This window comes from Streptomyces sp. NPDC001920 (assembly GCF_053594495.1).
In genome coordinates, this window is the sequence record NZ_JBSFEP010000025.1 from 1 (window position 1) to 17,371 (window position 17,371).

At 67.8% G+C, this 17,371-nt stretch carries 11 protein-coding genes; 10 read left to right on the forward strand and 1 reads right to left on the reverse strand.

All coding sequences use genetic code 11. The features are described from left to right. Positions 1-576 precede the first annotated feature (576 nt). The 5 genes from ACWCPI_RS33245 to ACWCPI_RS33265 all read left to right on the forward strand — a co-directional run bounded on the left by ACWCPI_RS33245 (position 577) and on the right by ACWCPI_RS33265 (position 8,504). Positions 577-2,988, forward strand: coding sequence for a Helicase associated domain protein (locus tag ACWCPI_RS33245; protein ID WP_451041670.1), 2,412 nt, complete (start codon positions 577-579; stop codon positions 2,986-2,988). A 62-nt stretch (positions 2,989-3,050) separates the two neighbouring features. After that, positions 3,051-5,153: a telomere-associated protein Tap gene (gene tap / locus ACWCPI_RS33250; RefSeq protein WP_451041671.1), complete on the forward strand. Its 2,103-nt coding sequence runs from the start codon at positions 3,051-3,053 to the stop codon at positions 5,151-5,153. Positions 5,154-5,244: 91 nt separating this feature from the next. Continuing rightward, positions 5,245-5,802: a telomere-protecting terminal protein Tpg gene (gene tpg / locus ACWCPI_RS33255; protein WP_451041672.1), complete on the forward strand. Its 558-nt coding sequence runs from the start codon at positions 5,245-5,247 to the stop codon at positions 5,800-5,802. Between the two features lie 1,515 nt (positions 5,803-7,317). Continuing rightward, complete coding sequence (locus ACWCPI_RS33260) at positions 7,318-7,674, forward strand: hypothetical protein (RefSeq protein ID WP_451041673.1); 357 nt, start codon at positions 7,318-7,320, stop codon at positions 7,672-7,674. Then, positions 7,671-8,504 carry an SAM-dependent methyltransferase gene (locus tag ACWCPI_RS33265; protein WP_451041674.1) on the forward strand — a complete coding sequence of 278 codons (834 nt, stop codon included), beginning with the start codon at positions 7,671-7,673 and terminating at the stop codon, positions 8,502-8,504. Before ACWCPI_RS33260 ends, ACWCPI_RS33265 begins: the two co-directional genes overlap by 4 nt. 77 nt (positions 8,505-8,581) lie before the next feature. Here ACWCPI_RS33265 and ACWCPI_RS33270 read toward each other — a convergent pair whose 3' ends face one another. Continuing rightward, positions 8,582-9,469, reverse strand: a complete 888-nt coding sequence (locus tag ACWCPI_RS33270; protein ID WP_451041675.1) for a hypothetical protein — start codon at positions 9,467-9,469, stop codon at positions 8,582-8,584. Between the two features lie 1,174 nt (positions 9,470-10,643). Here ACWCPI_RS33270 and ACWCPI_RS33275 point away from each other — a divergent pair. The 5 genes from ACWCPI_RS33275 (at position 10,644) to ACWCPI_RS33295 (ending at position 17,195) form a co-directional block, all read left to right on the forward strand. Beyond that, positions 10,644-11,210: a hypothetical protein gene (locus ACWCPI_RS33275; protein WP_451041676.1), complete on the forward strand. Its 567-nt coding sequence runs from the start codon at positions 10,644-10,646 to the stop codon at positions 11,208-11,210. Beyond that, positions 11,203-12,543: a lantibiotic dehydratase gene (locus tag ACWCPI_RS33280; protein ID WP_451041677.1), complete on the forward strand. Its 1,341-nt coding sequence runs from the start codon at positions 11,203-11,205 to the stop codon at positions 12,541-12,543. The genes ACWCPI_RS33275 and ACWCPI_RS33280 overlap by 8 nt, the downstream gene beginning before the upstream one ends. Before the next feature lie 6 nt (positions 12,544-12,549). Beyond that, entirely contained in the window at positions 12,550-13,317 is a 768-nt protein-coding gene (locus ACWCPI_RS33285) for a thiopeptide-type bacteriocin biosynthesis protein (RefSeq protein WP_451041766.1), read from the forward strand. A gap of 1,329 nt (positions 13,318-14,646) precedes the next feature. After that, positions 14,647-16,974 carry a cyanobactin maturation protease PatG family protein gene (locus ACWCPI_RS33290; RefSeq protein WP_451041678.1) on the forward strand — a complete coding sequence of 776 codons (2,328 nt, stop codon included), beginning with the start codon at positions 14,647-14,649 and terminating at the stop codon, positions 16,972-16,974. 26 nt (positions 16,975-17,000) lie between these two features. After that, positions 17,001-17,195, forward strand: coding sequence for a hypothetical protein (locus ACWCPI_RS33295; RefSeq protein WP_451041679.1), 195 nt, complete (start codon positions 17,001-17,003; stop codon positions 17,193-17,195). Positions 17,196-17,371 lie beyond the last annotated feature (176 nt).

Consider the following 17,371-nt stretch of genomic DNA (forward strand, 5'->3'; position numbering starts at 1 on the left):
GCATATCCCGCTCCGCGGGATATGCAGCGCTGACGCGCTGCATAGGGAACGGCTCCGCTGACGCTCCGCCAGATTCCCCCGCAAGCGGGGGAATCGAATTCCGCAAGCGGAATTCTGAGTAGGTGTCAATTCGCGCAAGCGCGAATTGAGGAAATCCTGCAAGCGGGATTCCTGGGCTAGCAGTGAGAGGCGGGTGCATCACGCGCGGCCCTGTGTAGGGCTTGGGATTCCCAGCTACCACCTCTGAACGGATGTGGCGGACCGTCAGCCTGACGGGGTGCCGACCTCGTTGTAGTGACGGTTCCGCTGCGCTCCACCCTGAACCCCTCCCCCACCGTCTACCTGTCCCGGCATGTTCACTGACGGCCTGTCAGCATACAGGACAACCGACCGTTCATGGGTGGGATTGAGTCATCTGACACTCTCGGGCACGAAAATTAGTATGTGGGTGATGCATCACGAGCTATGCCTGTGTAGAGTCTGGGATTGGATGCTACACCTCTACCGCCGCGCACCTTGCGCCTGGATTCCATTTGTTATTACGCGCTGCATTCCGCGAAAAGGAGAACACGGGGCATGGTCGTGAAGCTGCGTGATCACCAGATCGAGGCCGTTGCAGCCATTGTGCGCGGTTTCGATATTCCGCCGGGTGGTATTCCCTGGAATGGTCTTCGCGGGCAGGTGCACGCGGCGTGTGGGACGGGGAAGACCATCATGGCTGCCGCGGCGGCGAGGCAGCTTGTGCCCAGGGGGCGTGTGCTCGTGTTGGTGCCGACGCTGGATCTGCTGGCGCAGACGGTGAGGGCGTGGCACGAGGTCGGGCACAAGGGGCCGGCGGTGGCGGTGTGTTCGCTCCAGGATGACCCGGAGCTGTGGTCATTGAAGGTGCGCTCCACGACGAACCCTATCCAGTTGGCGCTGTGGCACGGCTCCGGGCCCGTGACCATCTACGCCACCTACGCGTCTCTGGGTGTCCTGGCGGAGGCATTCGAGGGCGTCTACGGCCAGAAGTTGGACCCGGTAGACCTCGCGGTAGTTGATGAGGCCCACCGGACAAGTGGGTCGATGGGTAAGGCGTGGGCGGACATCCATGACCAGACCGTCATCCCGGCATACCGGCGGCTGTACCTGACCGCGACGCCGAGGATCTGGGAGGAGCGGCTGAACCGCGAGGTTGCCGAGGGGGTGCGTGACCCGCTGCCGCGTGAGATGGCGGCTTCCATGGATGACGAGAAGGTCTTCGGGCCCGTCCTGTACAAGCTCTCGCTCGCCTCTGCCGTCTCCCGGGGCCTGTTGGCGCGGTACCAGATCATCGTGCTGGAGCTGAAGGACCCCGTCGTCACCCCGGAACGGCTGATGGGCGAGGAGCGGCACACCGAAGAGGTCCGCGGGCAGCGCCTGGGAGCCCTCCAGGCCGCGTTGCTGCACACGATGGCGCAGCACGACCTGTCGACGTGCATCACCTTCCACCACCGGACCATCGAGGCACAGGCGTACGCGGAGGGCCTGGAGCGCGTCGCGGCCGAGCTGCACGCCGACCAGCCCGAGACCTACCCGAAGCGCATCTGGGCCAACTGGCTGTGCGGTGAGCACGTCCCCGAACGCCGACGAGAGGTCCTGGGTTCGTTCGGGTCCACGGCGCAGCCGGCCGTGCTCTCGAACTGCCGGGTCCTGGGCGAGGGCGTCGATATTCGAAGCGTGGATTCAGTCGCCCTGTTGGACCCGAAGGGCGCGCCGCACGATATCGTCCAGGCCATCGGCCGGGCACTCCGCCAGAAGCCCGGAGAAGGCAAGCTCGCCTCCCTGATCGTGCCGGTCTTCCTCCAGACCGGAGAAAAGCCCGAGGGCATGTTCACCTCCGGGTCCTACCGGCCCCTGGTGAAAGTCCTGGAAGGGCTGCGCGCTCACGATGAAGAGGCCGTGGAATTGCTGGCGATTCCGCAGGAGCCGCAGAAGGATGTGGCGCAGCCGTCCGTGAACATCGGTGTCGCGCCAGAAGACGGCGAGGAATCACGGTTGCTGCTCCGTTTCGCCGCCCCCAGGGATCCGGTGATGGTCGCTGACTGGGTCAGCTTCAACGTGATCGATACCGAACGCCAGGACTGGGCCCGCGGCTGGGCGAAGCTGAAGGCGTACGTCGAGCGGGTCGGGAACGCGAGGGTGCCCTACGGACACCGCGAGGGCGCGACACCACTTGGCCAATGGGTCGCGGAACAACGAAGGGCGTACGCGGCCGGGCAGATGAACGGCCAGCGCGCGAGGCGACTTGAGCGGCTCGGCATGGTCTGGAGCCTGGCGGATGAGCGGTTCCAGGAGAACCTGGAGGCCGCCAAGGCGTACTACGCGCAGCACTGGACCCTGTGTGCTCCGAGGTCCGCGGTGGCCCTGTCCAGGCCGGTAGGACAGTGGTTGAGCAACCTGCGCCGCGTGGGTGCGCTGGACGGCCACCCGGAGTGGAAGGCCGCGCTGGAGGCCGTGGACCCGGACTGGAACCCGGATTGGCCGGCGGACTGGCAGCGGCACTACGCCGCGCTGCGCGAGCTCGTGCGCGACGAAGAGGGCCAAGCGGAGGTGCTGCCCGGCGTCACCGTCCACGGCATGGACATCGGTAAGTGGCTGGCCCGGCAACGCAAGCCGCAGGTCTGGCAGGCCCTGTCGGACGGGCAGCGCGAACGCTTGGAGCAGCTCGGCATCACGCCGATCGCCGCCCCGGAGCCGGAGGAGACCACGGAGCTGTCCACGGCGCCTTTGAGCGCCTTCGAGAAGGGCGTTGCGGCCCTGGCCCAGTACAAGACCCGTACGGGGTCGGTGATCGTTCCTAGAACCCATGTAGAGGCGGTCGAGGTCGACGGCCAGGAGCACTCCGTCAAACTCGGAGTCTGGATCATGAATCAGAAGGGACGCCGCACGAAGCTCACCGTTGACAAGCTCGCCGCGCTCGCCGCGCTGGGATTGGAATGGGCACGGGAGGGCCAAGGGGTGGGCTAGGTTAAGGAGTGGGCTAAGTTTTTGGTTAAGTAATATCGGGTCCTGACGTGAAGGTGCAGGTAATGGCATCTGAGGAAGAGCTGTTCGCCTCCGTCGACGCTTTGTTGAACGAGGAGCCGTACCTGCCGCCTCCGGCGGAGCGTGCCCGGCTGCGTGAGGCCGCCGGCATCACCCAGGCCCGCCTGGCCACCGCGTTGAAGACGACGACCCAGTCGGTGAAGAACTGGGAGAACGGCCGCAGCGAGCCGAAGTCGCCGCGTCTGGAGGCCTACCAGCGGCTGCTGAAGGGGTGGGCGGCGAAGTATCCCGCCTCTGGTGCAGTCCCGGCAGCCGCTCCGGCGCCAGCGGCGTCTACCGGGCTGGCCGCGTCCAGGGTGGAGACGTCAGACGCCCCGCAGGCTCCCGCCGTTGCGGCCGCGGCGCCGGCTCGCCCCGCCACCCCCCGGCCCGCTGCGGCATCGCAGCGTCCGGCCATGAAGAAAGCGGCGCAGCCCGCAGCCGACCCGCGCTTCCCGCACGGGCCCCTCGCGGTCCTGGACGGTGACGGCTGCGCGTACGGCGTGGACGGGATCGTGCTGGACTGCCCGGCGACCACGGTGGTGGAGCTGGTGGAGTGGACGCTGCGCGAGTCCGGCCTGGGCGCGTCGAAGCTGCATCGCAACGGCAAGGACTCCGATCCGCTGATCGTGCTCACCGCGGCGGCTGCCGTGAAGTTCGGGCTGCCGGAGCGCCTGGAGGGCCACGAGCAGCGCCGGTCCCTGCGTCTTGCCGAGGACCATCTCGTGGTTAAGCAGGTGGTGAAGGCGAAGTGGCGGCTCACACAGCGGGGGTTTGGGCCGTGGGCAAGGATCTATCGCAAGGCGCAGGGCCGCGAGCGGCAGTGCGTGCAGTTGGCGGTCCTGTCCTGGGACGCTCTCGATGAGCGGTCCTGGCCCGGCGTTGCCGAGATGGAGCCGGCCGACGTCGCCCGCGTCCTGGGGGTGTACGCCCGGCGGGTCATCACGCCGCGCGGGTCGACGGCCGTGTCGGGGCTGGAGCTGATGACGGCGCTGCGCCCGCCCACGCGTGCGGTGCGCGACGAAGCGACCGGGAACTGGGTGTCCGCCTACAACCCGGGCTCGCTGGGCACGGAGCCGATGGACCCGGCGCCGCCAGAGGCCACCGCCGAGCACCCCGTCGTCGTCGACAGCGGCTGGACCGGTGGCTTCCTCAATGAGGAGGCGTACCAGTGGGTGCGGCCGGTGGACCTGCTCACCGATGAGGAGTGCACCCTGCCGTACGCGGTCGGCCTGGACCTCAACACCGCGTTCCTCGCCGCCGCGGCCCGCCTGGTCGTCGGCCTGTCCGCCCCCGACCACTTCGTGGGCCCGAAGTTCAACCCGAAGATCCCCGGGAGCTGGCTGGTCGACCTCTCCCGCGTCGAGGTGGACCCGCGCCTGCCCTCGCCCTTCACGCCGGACGGCACCCGGCCGACGGGGCCTGCCTGGTACCAGACACACACCGTCGCCTACGCCCAGGAGCTCGGCCACAACGTGGAGCCGATCGAGGCGTACCTGCGCCGCGAGACCGGCGCCTACCTGGACCCCTGGCACGACCGCCTCAAGAACGCCTACGTCGACACCCTCGCCGACCTCGGCGTCACCCGCGACCTGACCGACGCGCAGTTCCTCGCCGCGATGGAGGGGCACAAGGACGTCGACCCGGCGATGGCGGCCGTCCTCGCCGCCATCAAGGCCACCGTCAAGGGCGGCATCGGCAAACTGCGCGAGCGCCCCCAGGGCAAGAAGTACAAGGAGGGCGAGAGGTGGCCGGCCCTCCAGCGCCCCACCTGGCGGCCCGACATCCGTGCCGCCGTCATCTCCAAGGCCCGCATCAACATGCACCGCAAGATGCGCAACATGGCCACGATGACCGGTCTGTACCCGCTCGCCGTACTCTCCGACTGCGTCGTCTACCCCAGCCCCGGCCCCTCGCCCCTGGACTTCCTCCCCTACGCCGCGTCCGGCAAGCCCCAGCCCGGCGGCTTCCGCCTCGGACCCACCCCCGGCCTGGCCAAGCTCGAAGGCGTCCAGTCCATGCTCTGGGCCGTCGACCTCATGGAACAGGGCCACAACCCCGCCCGCCACATCAAAGGCGGCGACGCCGTCCTCGACGAAGGCGAGTAGACCGATGCCCGGCACCGGATGGACGTACAAGACCCGGTTCCCGCCGGCCGGCACCGGCGGCCAAGACCCCACTGCCGAGAAGGGCTGAGCCGTGGCAGAGATCGAGGACGCCATTGAACGCGCCGACCAGGAAGGCTTCACCCGCCAGCCGCCCAAGACGCTCCAGGCTCGCATCAACTTCCTGATGAAGCAGCTCAAGACCACCCGGGCTGTTGCTGAGGAGATCGGGGTCAGCCAGCGGTCGGTGGAGCGATACCGCAAAGGCGAGCGCAAGCATCCGCCCAAGGCGATCGCCGAACGGATCGACGCCGCCGTACGGGCCCGCTGGCAGCCACAAGTCCGCAAACGCCGACGCAAGCAAGCCGCCACCACACGCGGCATCACCGTGGAGACAAGGGCCCGGTTCGGCTACACCGCACCGATCGGCACCACCGACGACGGAAGATTCCGCCGCCTCACCGTCCACCTCCCCCCCACCTACGCACAACGCCTCTTCGATGCCCGCGACACCGGCGCCAGCGACCAGCAGATGCGCCAGATCATCGCCGAAGGCTTCAAAGACATCTACTTCCAAGACAACGGAAACCGCGCCATGACACTCACCGACGTCACCCTCAACGACATCGACTACCTCGACCTCGACTACTAACCCCGACAACGGCATCCGGGCCCAGCACCAGCTTTGCTGTGACTGCGCGCTTCAGATGGCGGATGGGCGCTCGAGCCGGCGGACTGGGCGCCCGAGCGCCGGGACACCCAGCGTGCCGAAGCACTCAGTCACACCGCTGTCGAGCAGGGTCCCTCCTTCCTAAACCCTCGGCGGATCTCCTCTGCAAGGGCGCCGTCCCCTTCGCTCCAACCTAGGTGGGTCCGTGAGATCCCGGCGTCGGCGAGCGCCTCGGCGGCCTCGTCCGAACGATGGACGCAACCGGAGATAGGAACTGTGAACGCGGGTCGACCAGGCCCCGCACTCCGGGCAAGCGGCGTCAGTCGTAGTGCACTTCGCGTCAACAGCACTATCGCGATGCTCACGTCCACCGACAGCACCGCGACGTTTGCGATCGACGGCAACAACAGCTCCTTCAGTCGGAGCACGACCTCTTCCGAGGCCCCGTACTGTCAGCCCAACTGCCCTGACCACGGCTCATTTCCGGGCGACTTCGAGTACTGCCCGTCAACGCTCAGCCATCACTCAGGGTTGCTGCTGCACGGAAGCTGCGCCAGAACCCTGTCGTGTGCCACCGACGACTGCTTCGCCGTCTACCTGGCGGTGGAGACTGGCGACGACGAAGACGCGCGCTCCGCGTCCGAGGTCTCGCAGCTGGCGCGCGACGCCGCTCAAGGCGACGGGCGGGTGGTCAGCTTCGGCTTCCGGCAACCGGTGATGCCCTGCCCCGGCTGCGCGGACGGCCGGGGGTGGTGCGTGAACGCGGGGGCTGCCGACGGTGCATGGGCCGCGTCGATTCGGAGTCCAGGTGCATGTACTGCTGCGCCAGGTGGAGCCGTCACAGCCCGAGGCTGACGGCGTCGTCCCGCCGTCGTTGAACAGCACGACTTCATACACCGGGCCCGGGGATGTCTTCACTCCCCGGGGCCCGTGGTGTGTGTCCGGACGTAGGTCAGATCTCCCCGGCCGCCGTGGTGGTGAGCCAGTCGGCGGCTTCGGCGTCGGTCATCAGCGGCACCTGAGCGCGGTGGGTGTCGCCATCCTGGACGACGTGGACGCGGCCCAGGAGCGGGCTGCTTCTTGGGAGCGGGGCCGACCATAAGGGCGAGCCGCTGCCACATGCCGGCGCTGACCCGGGCGAGGGTGTCGGCTGCGACGCACTGCGTCAGAGCGCCGCCGAGCGAACTGACACTTAGCCATCCGCCAGTTCGAGCTTGAGGTGCCCCGAAGGACTGCTGACGGTTCTCGGAAAGTGCTGCCGAATGCCCACAGAACATGCGCACCGCGTGGCGGGGCCTCATCATTGTGATGGAAGGGGTCCGGCACTGAAACCATTACGGTCGGTGATCGACGGTGCGACCCGGTCGAATTCCAGTTTTGAAGGGATTCGACAAGAGGACCAGTGGCGGCCTCCTCGGCAACGTGGATACAGCGTGGTTCGTTGGCGAGTGAGATGACCGCTCATAGCATGATCTGGAACGAATCGAGGTGGGACCAATGAGGCACGGATTCAAAGCTGCAATCGCTCGCGTTCAGCACGACTATGCCTTCTATATTCACTGCCAGTCCGACCCGGAAACAGCGCTCGCCAGCTATTCGCTCAGTCCGGAAGAGCAGGCCACTTTCCGTGATCCCCAGCGGTTGGCCGACGCGCTGCAGCAAGGAAGCAGCATGCGCTCGATCACGATCAAGATCTCCGGCACTCACGACTGGATCAACCGCGCAGAGGCGCATGCGCCGAAGCAGGAAGTCGTCGCCGAATTGATCGCGCACGAGGTCGAGTCGATCCGCCTGGCCGGCAACGATGACGAGCGCCGTGAGTCGACACTTCGTCTGGTTCGGTTGGTCGGATGAGCGAGCCGACCACCAGCACCGCAACTTCAGTGTGGCCGTTCGATATCGGCATCGTCGGAACCGGCATCGTCGGGACGCACCAGCTCACGCGTGAGGCCGAGGAGGTCATCCAGCGGAGCAAGCATACGTTCGTCGTCGCATCGGGATACGGGGTCACCGAGTACATCGAGAACCTGTGTCCGCGCGTGACCGATCTGAGCTACCTGTACGAGCCGGGCTTGAACCGTCTCCCGACCTATCACCGTATGGCGGCCGAGGTAGTGTCGGCAGCCCTCGTCGATACGCCCGTCTGCCTGGCTGTCTACGGCCATCCCTGGGTGTATTGCTACCCCACGACATTGATCAATCGCGCCGCGCGGCTGCTGGGCCTGCACGTCGAGGTGTTCGCGGGGGTGTCCGCATTTGATGCGTTGCTGGTCGACCTTGGCACCGATATCGCCCACGGTGGCATCCAGATGTACGAGGCCACCGACCTGCTTCTACGTCAACGTCCCATCCAGAGCGACGTCACGTGCGTGATCTGGCAGCCGACGGTGGTCGGGGATCCGACCTGCCCGACGGGGCCGTACGCCTCGCGGCAGTTCCAGCCGCTGCAGGACTACCTGCTGCGCTTTTATCCCCACGACCACGAGGTCAAGCTGGTGACCAGCAAGAACCACCCACTCATCCGTTCTTCGGTGGTGTCGATGAAGGTGAGTGATCTGGCGACCGAGCTCGCGGGGGTGCCAGGCGTCGGCACACTGTACGTCCCCGCTCTCGGCGAGAGGTCCGTCAAGGACTCGGAGTTGTTGGACGTCATGGTCAGCACAGGGACACGAGAAGAGGCGTAGTCAAGTCCGTTGTGCCAGTGACAGCGCAGGTCGCGACCATCCGTGGATGGCCGCGACCTGCGCTGTCGCGAGAGTCCCTAGCTATTTGGCGCAAGTGCGGCGTATCGGTGGACGAATGCCAAGAACAGTCGGCAGGCCTTGCTGTCGGCCTTCCCGTCCGAAGCTGCTGCCAGCCCCGCCTCGAGGCGCTCCGCGGCCTCGGCCGCCGTGAGCGCAATGACGTCCGATGTGGTCACCTCTTCGAGAGCGGCCACGCCGTCGCAGGCACTCGCAGACCACGGCTTGCTCGTCGCGTCCAGCAGGACAGAGTTCAGGGCCCCGTCGCCGGCATCCTGAGCGAGATCGACCAAGTCGTCGATGCGCCACATCGCCTCGCCCAGCAGCGTGCCCACCGTCGGTGGTATGGCATGGGCTCCCGTCGCGAGTTGTTCGATGATCTGGAATGGCATGACGGAGGTCCGTCGTGAGCACTCGATCAGCTGGTCACGTGTGGCGAACTCCGGCGAACGCTGGACCGTCTGACGTTCCGCTTCCAGGGCCTCCTCAGAGAGGGCCCCGATGCGATCGCGCACCGCCGCCCCCTCATCGCCCGGGTAGCCGGCGTGCAGGGTCACTAGAAATGTCTCGATGATTCGGGCGGTGAAGGCCGCGGCCGGATCTGCCGCGAGCGGAGCAGGCAGGGCCGATTGCAGCCGACCAGCCAGCCACGGATCGCGTGTGGCTCCGGCCCAGTCCAGGGCCTGGAAGATCCGGAGCAACTCCAGCCCGACCGTCGGAGTGCCGTCGCACAGACCGTCGATGAGTCCGGCGCCCAGGTTGAACGCGGCGCAGGAAACATCGATCGCGGCTGCCTGCCTGCGGCTGATCTGCTGCGGCGACGCGAACAAGCTCGCTGTGACCGAGCCGAACGCAAGCCCCAAACCGATGCGCGTAGCGGTCTGATCGTCGTCGAACTCGATCTCCATGCCCCCTTCCCGGCCGTTCGCGTAACAGATCTCAAGGACGCGACGAAGCAGCCTTTCGCCTGAGCGGATGGCTTCGGCTATGGCCGAAGCGTAAGCGGCACGGCTGAGCAGCAGCCCCCGAGCCTCGAATTCGGTCGAAAGGCTACGGCTGACAGTGCAGTCGACCCTCTTCCGCAACGGTTCGGGAATTACCACGTCGACCTACCTGTGAAATGATGATTCGTCGAGCCGCCAGTTGCTTCCCGCCAGGGGAAGGCCCGTAAGAACATTGTCCACGATATCGAATGCGGCCGGTCACAGCGTGGCAAACGGGATCGCGGCCTCTTGTTCACACTTCCGCCTCGACGTACCGGAAATCCGGACCGTATGCCCTGGCGATGCCGTCAGGCAGCGGAATACAGCCGTTGTGCCGACGCCTGTAGTTGGAACACCTGCTCCGGATGGCCTTGTTCAGCAGTTGCGTCGCCGCACCCGACGAGGGGGGGGCCGCCAGGGCCGCGGTGCGCGGGTACGGGTGCGGGTGCGGTCTGCAGGATTGCGCCCGCACAGGCGATGTGTAAGGAGAAATGATTGAACATCGAATGGGTAGGCTCGGTGTCCTCAGCTCGGGACTCGACTGGATTCCCGGTTGCCGTATCGCTGCGACAAGCCGGTTGGCTGGTGGAAGACTGGGAGGGTGAGATTCTTGCAAGGCCGGTCGTGCCGGCTGTGTGGCCCGACCCACTGCGAAGATTGACGCATCAACAACCCCCTGTCTTGGGGGTGGGTCAGGGAAGAGGTGACGTCATGTCACTGGTCATTGACGAGTTCGATCTGGACATGCGGATCGAACCATCGCAGACGCAGCAGCCCCGCGCGGACTGTGACGACCCGGATCCGTCGCAGCCGGGAAGCACTTGCGACTTCTCCTGTTTCGAAACCTGCGGTGGCAGGTGCGGGTGCCATTGACGCGATCCCGCAAAGAGGGCGCGATTCCACACAGCGGCGATCCCCACAACAGGAGGGCGATCACACCACAGTGGTGAATGCCCGCAATCGGGGTGGATAATGAATACCAAATAGGACGAGCGAGCGCGAACGGCTCATCACCCGCTACTCGCTGACGACTTCTCCGCTGTATGAGCCGGTACACGCCTACCTGGCGCCTCTTAATCTGCCGCCACATTCGGCCGAGATGGAGGAAGAGGCACACCGCACCTTCGAGCAACTGAAGACCTCGGTGACGAACCGGATGCAGAAGGACCCGGGGCTCCAAGCGGCACTGGAAACCATCGCGGCGCTGCCGCAGGCCACCATCAGCGATTTCTATCTGGCGGCCTTCGAGGACGTGCGGCAACCGGACAGTGACATCACACGAACCTATGTCTCGGTTCTCTACGCCAGGGTCCTGCAGCACCTGGGACGCCACGTGGAGCGCGACAGGAGCACGTTCCTCGCCACGGCCCAGCGGCTGTTCGAGGACTCCCGGGCGACTCTGGCTGGGACGCTCGGCTATCTGGAAGCACTGCACCCGGATTTCGTCGGCCATCTCGTTCTGGAGGCCGAGGCCAGGCGAGCCGAGAATCCCTTCTTCCAGGAACGGCTCGAACACGCCGCTGAGCTCTTCGATCGTTACGGTGACGGTGAGGCGGACTGGATGGGTACGAGGGCCCAGCCGCCGACCGCGATGGGTGCCGGGAATCTCGGGAGCAGCGCTGCCCTGTCGGCCCGCATGGCCATGGCGATGACACTGCATGCCTGACGCTTCGACGGCCGCTCCGGTCACCGTAGGGGCGTCGACCGATCCGCTCGATGTGGCCGTGCAGATCGCGAGACGCCTCGCCCCCGTCGACGACGTGGTGGATGCGGTGCGCAGCGACAGCCTGCTGCGCGAAAGGTGGCACGATCACGGCACGGCCTCCGGATTCGCCGGTCTGGCACTGCTCTTCGGCTGTCTTGACCGGTGCCGGGAGGGCGAGGGATGGGACCGGTGGGCGCACGAGCACCTGTCCGTGGCTGTGGAGGCGGCGCAAGGTGTCCAGTACCTGCCGCCGGGCATCTCCTCGGGAATGGCCGGCCTCGGGTTCATGGCGCTGTGTCTGTCCGGGGAAAACCAGCGAGATGGGAAGGGCCGGCGGCACGGACGGCTGCGGCGGACGATCGACGGGCGTCTGGCGGAGTACATCGCGGCCTGGATCGACCGGCCGGAGACGGGCGGGGACTCCCGCCGCGCGTTGGACGTCATCACGGGCGCCGCGGGCATTTCCGCCTATCTCGTGCACCGTCCGGAAGCCGACGCGCTGGCATCCCTGCGAGGGCCGCTGCTGACCTGGCTGGCGACTCACCTCATCGAAGGTCGACTGCCCCTGCGGCCGCGGAGTGACGCGGCCGACTGCGGGCTCGCACACGGTCTGCCCGGACTGGTGTCAGTTCTGGCACCGGCCCGGCTCAGGGGGATCACGGTCGCCGAGTCCGGGGCGGCGCTGCGGGCTGGAACGGCCTGGCTCCTGGACCGACAGGTGACCGACCGGTGGGGCGCCAACTGGCCCCTGCCGCGGCTGGAGCGCGGACGTATCGTTCTCACGCCCGCCCGCTGGCGGCTGGACCGACAAACGATGCGGCCGACGGAACCCGAGTACTTCCGAAGCGCTTTCGCGGAGTTCCGACAGCTGTGGCAGGTGCCCGGCCTGATCTACCTCGCGGAGGGCGACCACCGCGTCACCGTGGACCTGGACTCCGCGGACGACATGGAGGAGCTCCGCCGCAGCCTGCGCCGATCCAGCCATGTCTCTCTCCCCGAGCGCTACCCCGACCCCGAACGGGCGTGGCTCCCCGGCCCGGACGGGAACCATGCCGCCGAGATCGTCATCCCCGTCGCCCTCGCCCGGGGGAAGAGCCCGCGCATGGAAGGGAACGACGACCGGGCGAGCAGCCGGTACTCCCCCGTCGGCCGGCGAACGCGGCTCGCCGAACCGGGTTCGCGGTGGGTGTTCGCGAAGATCTACGCGCCGACCGTCAATCAGGACGACCTCCTCGCCGGGCCCATCCACGACCTGGTGCAACAGGTGTCGGCCACCGGCAAGAGCACCGAGTGACACTTCCTGCGTTTCGCGGATCCTCTCCACCACCTCAGGCTCCGATTCAAACTACGGCCGGGCGAACACTGCTCCGAGCTGGCCACCGACGTCACCCGCGCCCTGCGCGCGGACCTTGCCAACGGTGCCGTGGAACGGCTCGTGTTCGACACCTACGACCGGGAGATCGAGAGGTTCGAAGGAGTACGGGGCATCGACCTGGCCGAAGGGGTGTTCACCGCCGACAGCACGATGGTGCTCTCCCTGGTACGTGATGTCGTACGAGGCCGGGTGCCGCTCGACCGAACTCTGCTCGCCGTGGCCACGGTGGACGATCTCCTGGCCGCACTGGGGCTGGCGGCGGCCGACCGGGAGGCCCTGGCCATCGCCATGGCCGGTGAGCGCACTGCGTCGGCAGCGACCTTCAGGGAGTCCGGCGCCACCCTCCGCATGCTTCTCGACGGCGGTTCTCCTCCGGAGGAGATCAGGCGCAGCCTTCGACGCCGCCGACGGGCGATCACGTCCCTGGTCACGCCGGTCGCCCGGCCTGCCGAGTGGTCCGCGCCGGACAGCGGCGTGGCGGCGTCGTTGGCGCACCTGCACTGCAACCGGCTGACAGGCCTCGGGAACGGGTGGTGTACGGACTTCTGGCGCGGACCAGACACAGCACCGCCCGGTGGCCGACGGAGTGACACGCCCACGGACTCGGCCCGGTGCACGCACACGGGCTTTGAGACGCGGCACACCGTACGTGCAGGGAGTATCGCGGTCGGGGAATCAGGGCCGCGCCACTGAAGCAGTGCCTGCCGCTGTGGCGCCGGCGTCGGGCACCAGCTGTCATGCCGTGCCAGTCGCACCAATCTGGAAGTATGTGCCCCTCGTGCGCCTCGCGGCCGCGTTGTCGTTTCCGGGACGTCCTGACGGTCCTGGTGGTTCAGGCAAGGCAGCCGTAAGTGTCCTGGAAGAAATGCATTCCGCGGGGGTCGTGGACCGCGATGGCCTCGGCGAGGCCGCCTGCCGCCATGTGTGGCTTGGATTTGGGGCGGTGGAGTCCAACAGCCCGTAACTGGCCGTTCTCTATCCGGTCGTGCGCTCGGTCTGGTGCGAACGGGGTCCTGGATCGGGTGACTTGTTGGCTGGTGGGGCGTAGAGGAAGGGCCTCTTGGTAGCTCGCGGTTGTCGAGTCCAACGAGAAGCACGATGCGCAGACACCACCAAGGCACCGCCCGCCGCTGCCACTACCGAAGAACAACCAGCTCAGGACACGATTTCTGACTGGAGTACAAGCCCAGCCTGCGGCGGGCCATCCCGACCTGCGCGCGCGTCCGTACACGGAGCGCCGCCAGGTCCTCCTGAACGTGCTCGCCGACGCCGGTCCGTCGATCGCGCCGGTGTGGTCGACCACCGACCTGGACGAGGCCCTGCTCTGGTACTCGGCGCTCGAAGGAACAGGTGTGGAGGGGATCGTGGCGAAGCAGCCGCTGCGAGGGGCCTACAGGGCGGGCCGGGTCTGGGCGAAGATCAGGCACGCGGACACAGTCAACGCGGCCGTGGTCGGGTTCACCGGTAGCGCCCTGCACCCGAAGGCACTGGCCGTACGGCTTCCCGACGGACGCGTCGCGCTGTCCCAGCGGCTGACCTCAGCCCTCGCCGCCGTCGTCGGACCGCACCTGGTCCCCCAGACCGGGCGCGCCTTTACGAAGGCCGGCGACTCACACACCCGCCGTCGGCGATGCCGTGGTGGAGGTCGTGACGGGCACAACCCGGCACGCGGTCATCAACGTGGTGAGGATGCGCGTCAACCGTGCAGACGAGGCCAATGGCCGGACCGGTTGGGACGCGACGCGGCCGCGTGGCACCGCCAGCAACGGCACCTCGGCTCGCGGACTCCGCAACGCCGACCGCACGAGTTTCGCACTTTCCCGAGCCCGCCGGAGCACCGCCTGACCAGCTGCCAAACGCCGCGGAAATGCTCCCCACAATGAACCGAAAACGCTCCGACCACGGGGGTTGGACATCCGGGTGACGACCCGCGAATGCCCCCGTCCGACGCTCGTACCGACATGGCGTCCCCATGACGTCCACGCCCCCCACCCGGCACCCCGGGTACGGAAGGCAGGTCGGATGAAGCCTCGAGAGATCCTCGGCGAACTCCGCGCGCGGCCCGGTGGGCCGTTCGGCGACCCCCGGGTCTGCGTGGCACTGCTCGACGGACCCGTCGACGTGACCCACGCGTGCTTCGCGGGTGCGGATCTCGCGCGCCTGGACACTCTGGTGCAGGAACCCGCCGGGCAGGGGCCGATGTCGCTACACGGCACCCATGTCGCCAGCCTCCTCTTCGGCGTGCCCGACGGCCCACTGCCCGGGCTCATCCCGCGCTGCCGGGGACTGCTCCTGCCGGTCTTCCGCGACGGCAGCGACGGCCGGGTGCCCCAGCTGGACCTGGCCCGCGCCATCGAGCGGGCGGTCGAGGAGGGGGCGCACGTCATCAACATCAGCGGTGGCGAGCGGGCCGCGGACGGCCAGGCCGACCCGTTGCTCGACCGGGCCCTGCGGCTTTGCGAGGACCACGGCGTCCTGGTCGTGTCCGCCGTGGGGAACGACGGCGCCGACACTCTCCAGGTGCCGGCCGCCCATCCCACCGTCCTGGCTGTCGGCGCCACCGCGACCGACGGCAGCCCGCTCGATATCAGCAACTGGGGTGCCGCCTACCGCACCCACGGAATCCTCGCTCCCGGCGAGGACATCGAGGGCGCGGCCCCCGGCGGCGGCCTCGCCGCCCTCACCGGGAGCAGCTTCGCCACCCCGCTCGTGGCCGGCACAGCGGCGCTGCTCGTCGCTGCCCAGTTGGCCAGCGGCGGCGCGGCGGACCCGAAGGCCGCGGGGCAGGTGCTGCTCGCGACGGCCACCGCGCCCGATTGCGCCGACCCGAACGCCCCGGCCTGCCGCCGTGGGCTCGGCGGCAGCCTGGACGCCGTCCAGGCGCTCGCCCTCGTCACCAGGAAAGAGGAGACAGCCGTGACCACTCCCGCAGCCGATTCCACGCCGAACGAGACCCCCGCGCCCCCTCCCGCATCGGCGCCGGCGCCCGCGCCCGCGGTCGCCGCGGCCGGTTATGAGGCCGTCGCCCCGGCGGCGTACGGAACACCCGCGACGCCCGGACCACAAGCACCCGTACAGCAAGCACCGGTACAGCAGGCTCCTCTCCAACAGACTCCTGTACAGCAAGCTGCGACACCAGTGGCCCAGGCCCCGGCGCCGGTCCAGCCCCCGCCCGTGGCGGTCTCGCCTCCCCCCGCACCCCTCCCGCCCGCGTACGCTGCTGAACGCGCTGGCGTACGCCCCGCGTGCGGATGCGGCGGCGACCCGGCCGGATGCACCTGTGGAGGCGAAGGCGGCGGTACGGCGGGGGGACGCCAGCTGGTCTACGCGATCGGCACGATCGGCTTCGACTACCCAACCGAGGCCCGCCGCGACGGCTTCCGTCAGCAGATGCCGTACTTCACGACCGAGGTCAACGGCGAGGATGTGGAGCAGGAGCCCGATCCGTACAACGTCAACCAGCTCCACGACTACCTCATGGGCGCCCCCTGGGCCTGCGACAAGCTCACCTGGACCCTTGTCATGGACGGGGCCACGGTGTACGCGCTGGAGGCCGAGGCCCCGGTGGCGATGGACTGGGGTCAGCCGCTGGTCCTCCCGGAAGAAGTCCAGGAAAAGCACAAGTCGGCCAGGGAGCTCGCCGCTGCGAAGGACAGGCCCTTCGACGAGATTGTCGCGATGCTGGCAAGTCCCCCGGTGTCGACCGTGTACCGCGTATTCCGCGACGCCATCAAGGGGCAGGCCATCAACGTCGAACGCCAGCCGAAGGAGCGCGCCGCCTACATCTCACGGGTGTCCATCCCGGGTGTCCTCACCGGCCGTACCACCCGCCTCTACTCCGGACAGACCGTGCCGGTGGTCGAGGTGAAGAGCCGCGGTCTGTACACGTGGCACGAGTCCCTGCTCGTCGACGCCGTCATCCATCAGATCAAGGACGAAGCCGCAAAGACCGGGACCGAGGTCCGGAACATGGACGAGCTGAGGCTGACCATCCGGTCCTTCCTGGACAAGATCTACTACCAGTTCCGCAACCTGGGCCAGACCTCCGCCGACCGCGCGCTCAACTTCATGGGCACCAACACCTACTCGTTCAGCAACCTGCTCGCGCAGGGGCTGCTGTCCGCGAGCAAGGTGCCTGGATCCAGCAACAACCTGTACGCGCTCGACACGGTCACCGTCACCAAGAGTCCGTACTGCCGCGTCGGCTCGGACTGCCAGGACGTCACCGTGACCTTCTACGACCCGGAGGACGAGCGCAGGTCCCGGCTTTCGTACCAGTTCACCATCGACGTGAGCGACGAGCTGCCGGTCACCCTCGCCCCGTACCACACGTTCCTCGGCTCCTACTGACCCACGGATAACGAGAGGAGAACCGCATGAACTCCCGTCCCACCCCATACCCACGGCCTCCGGGAATGCCGCCGCTGCAGGCCCGTCCGGTCCGCCGCGACGAACACGAGGCCGCGGGCGGGGACCCCCGTACCGGCGTCGGGGCCGCCAAATCTCCCTGCGCCACCATGACCGGCCCGGCCAGGCAGATGTGCTACGCGAGCTACGGCGTGGCCACCTGACCGGAGCCTTCGAGGAAAGGACACCGTGATGTTCGACGAGACCCACAGCACCCACGACCCCGGCAGCGGCCCGCCCCGTCGGTCCGCACCCGGACAGCTCCGGCTCGAACTGCCCCAGCAGTCCGCCCCCATCGAGCGCGGCAGGCGCCCCGAGGGCTACGACGCCACCGGCGGCG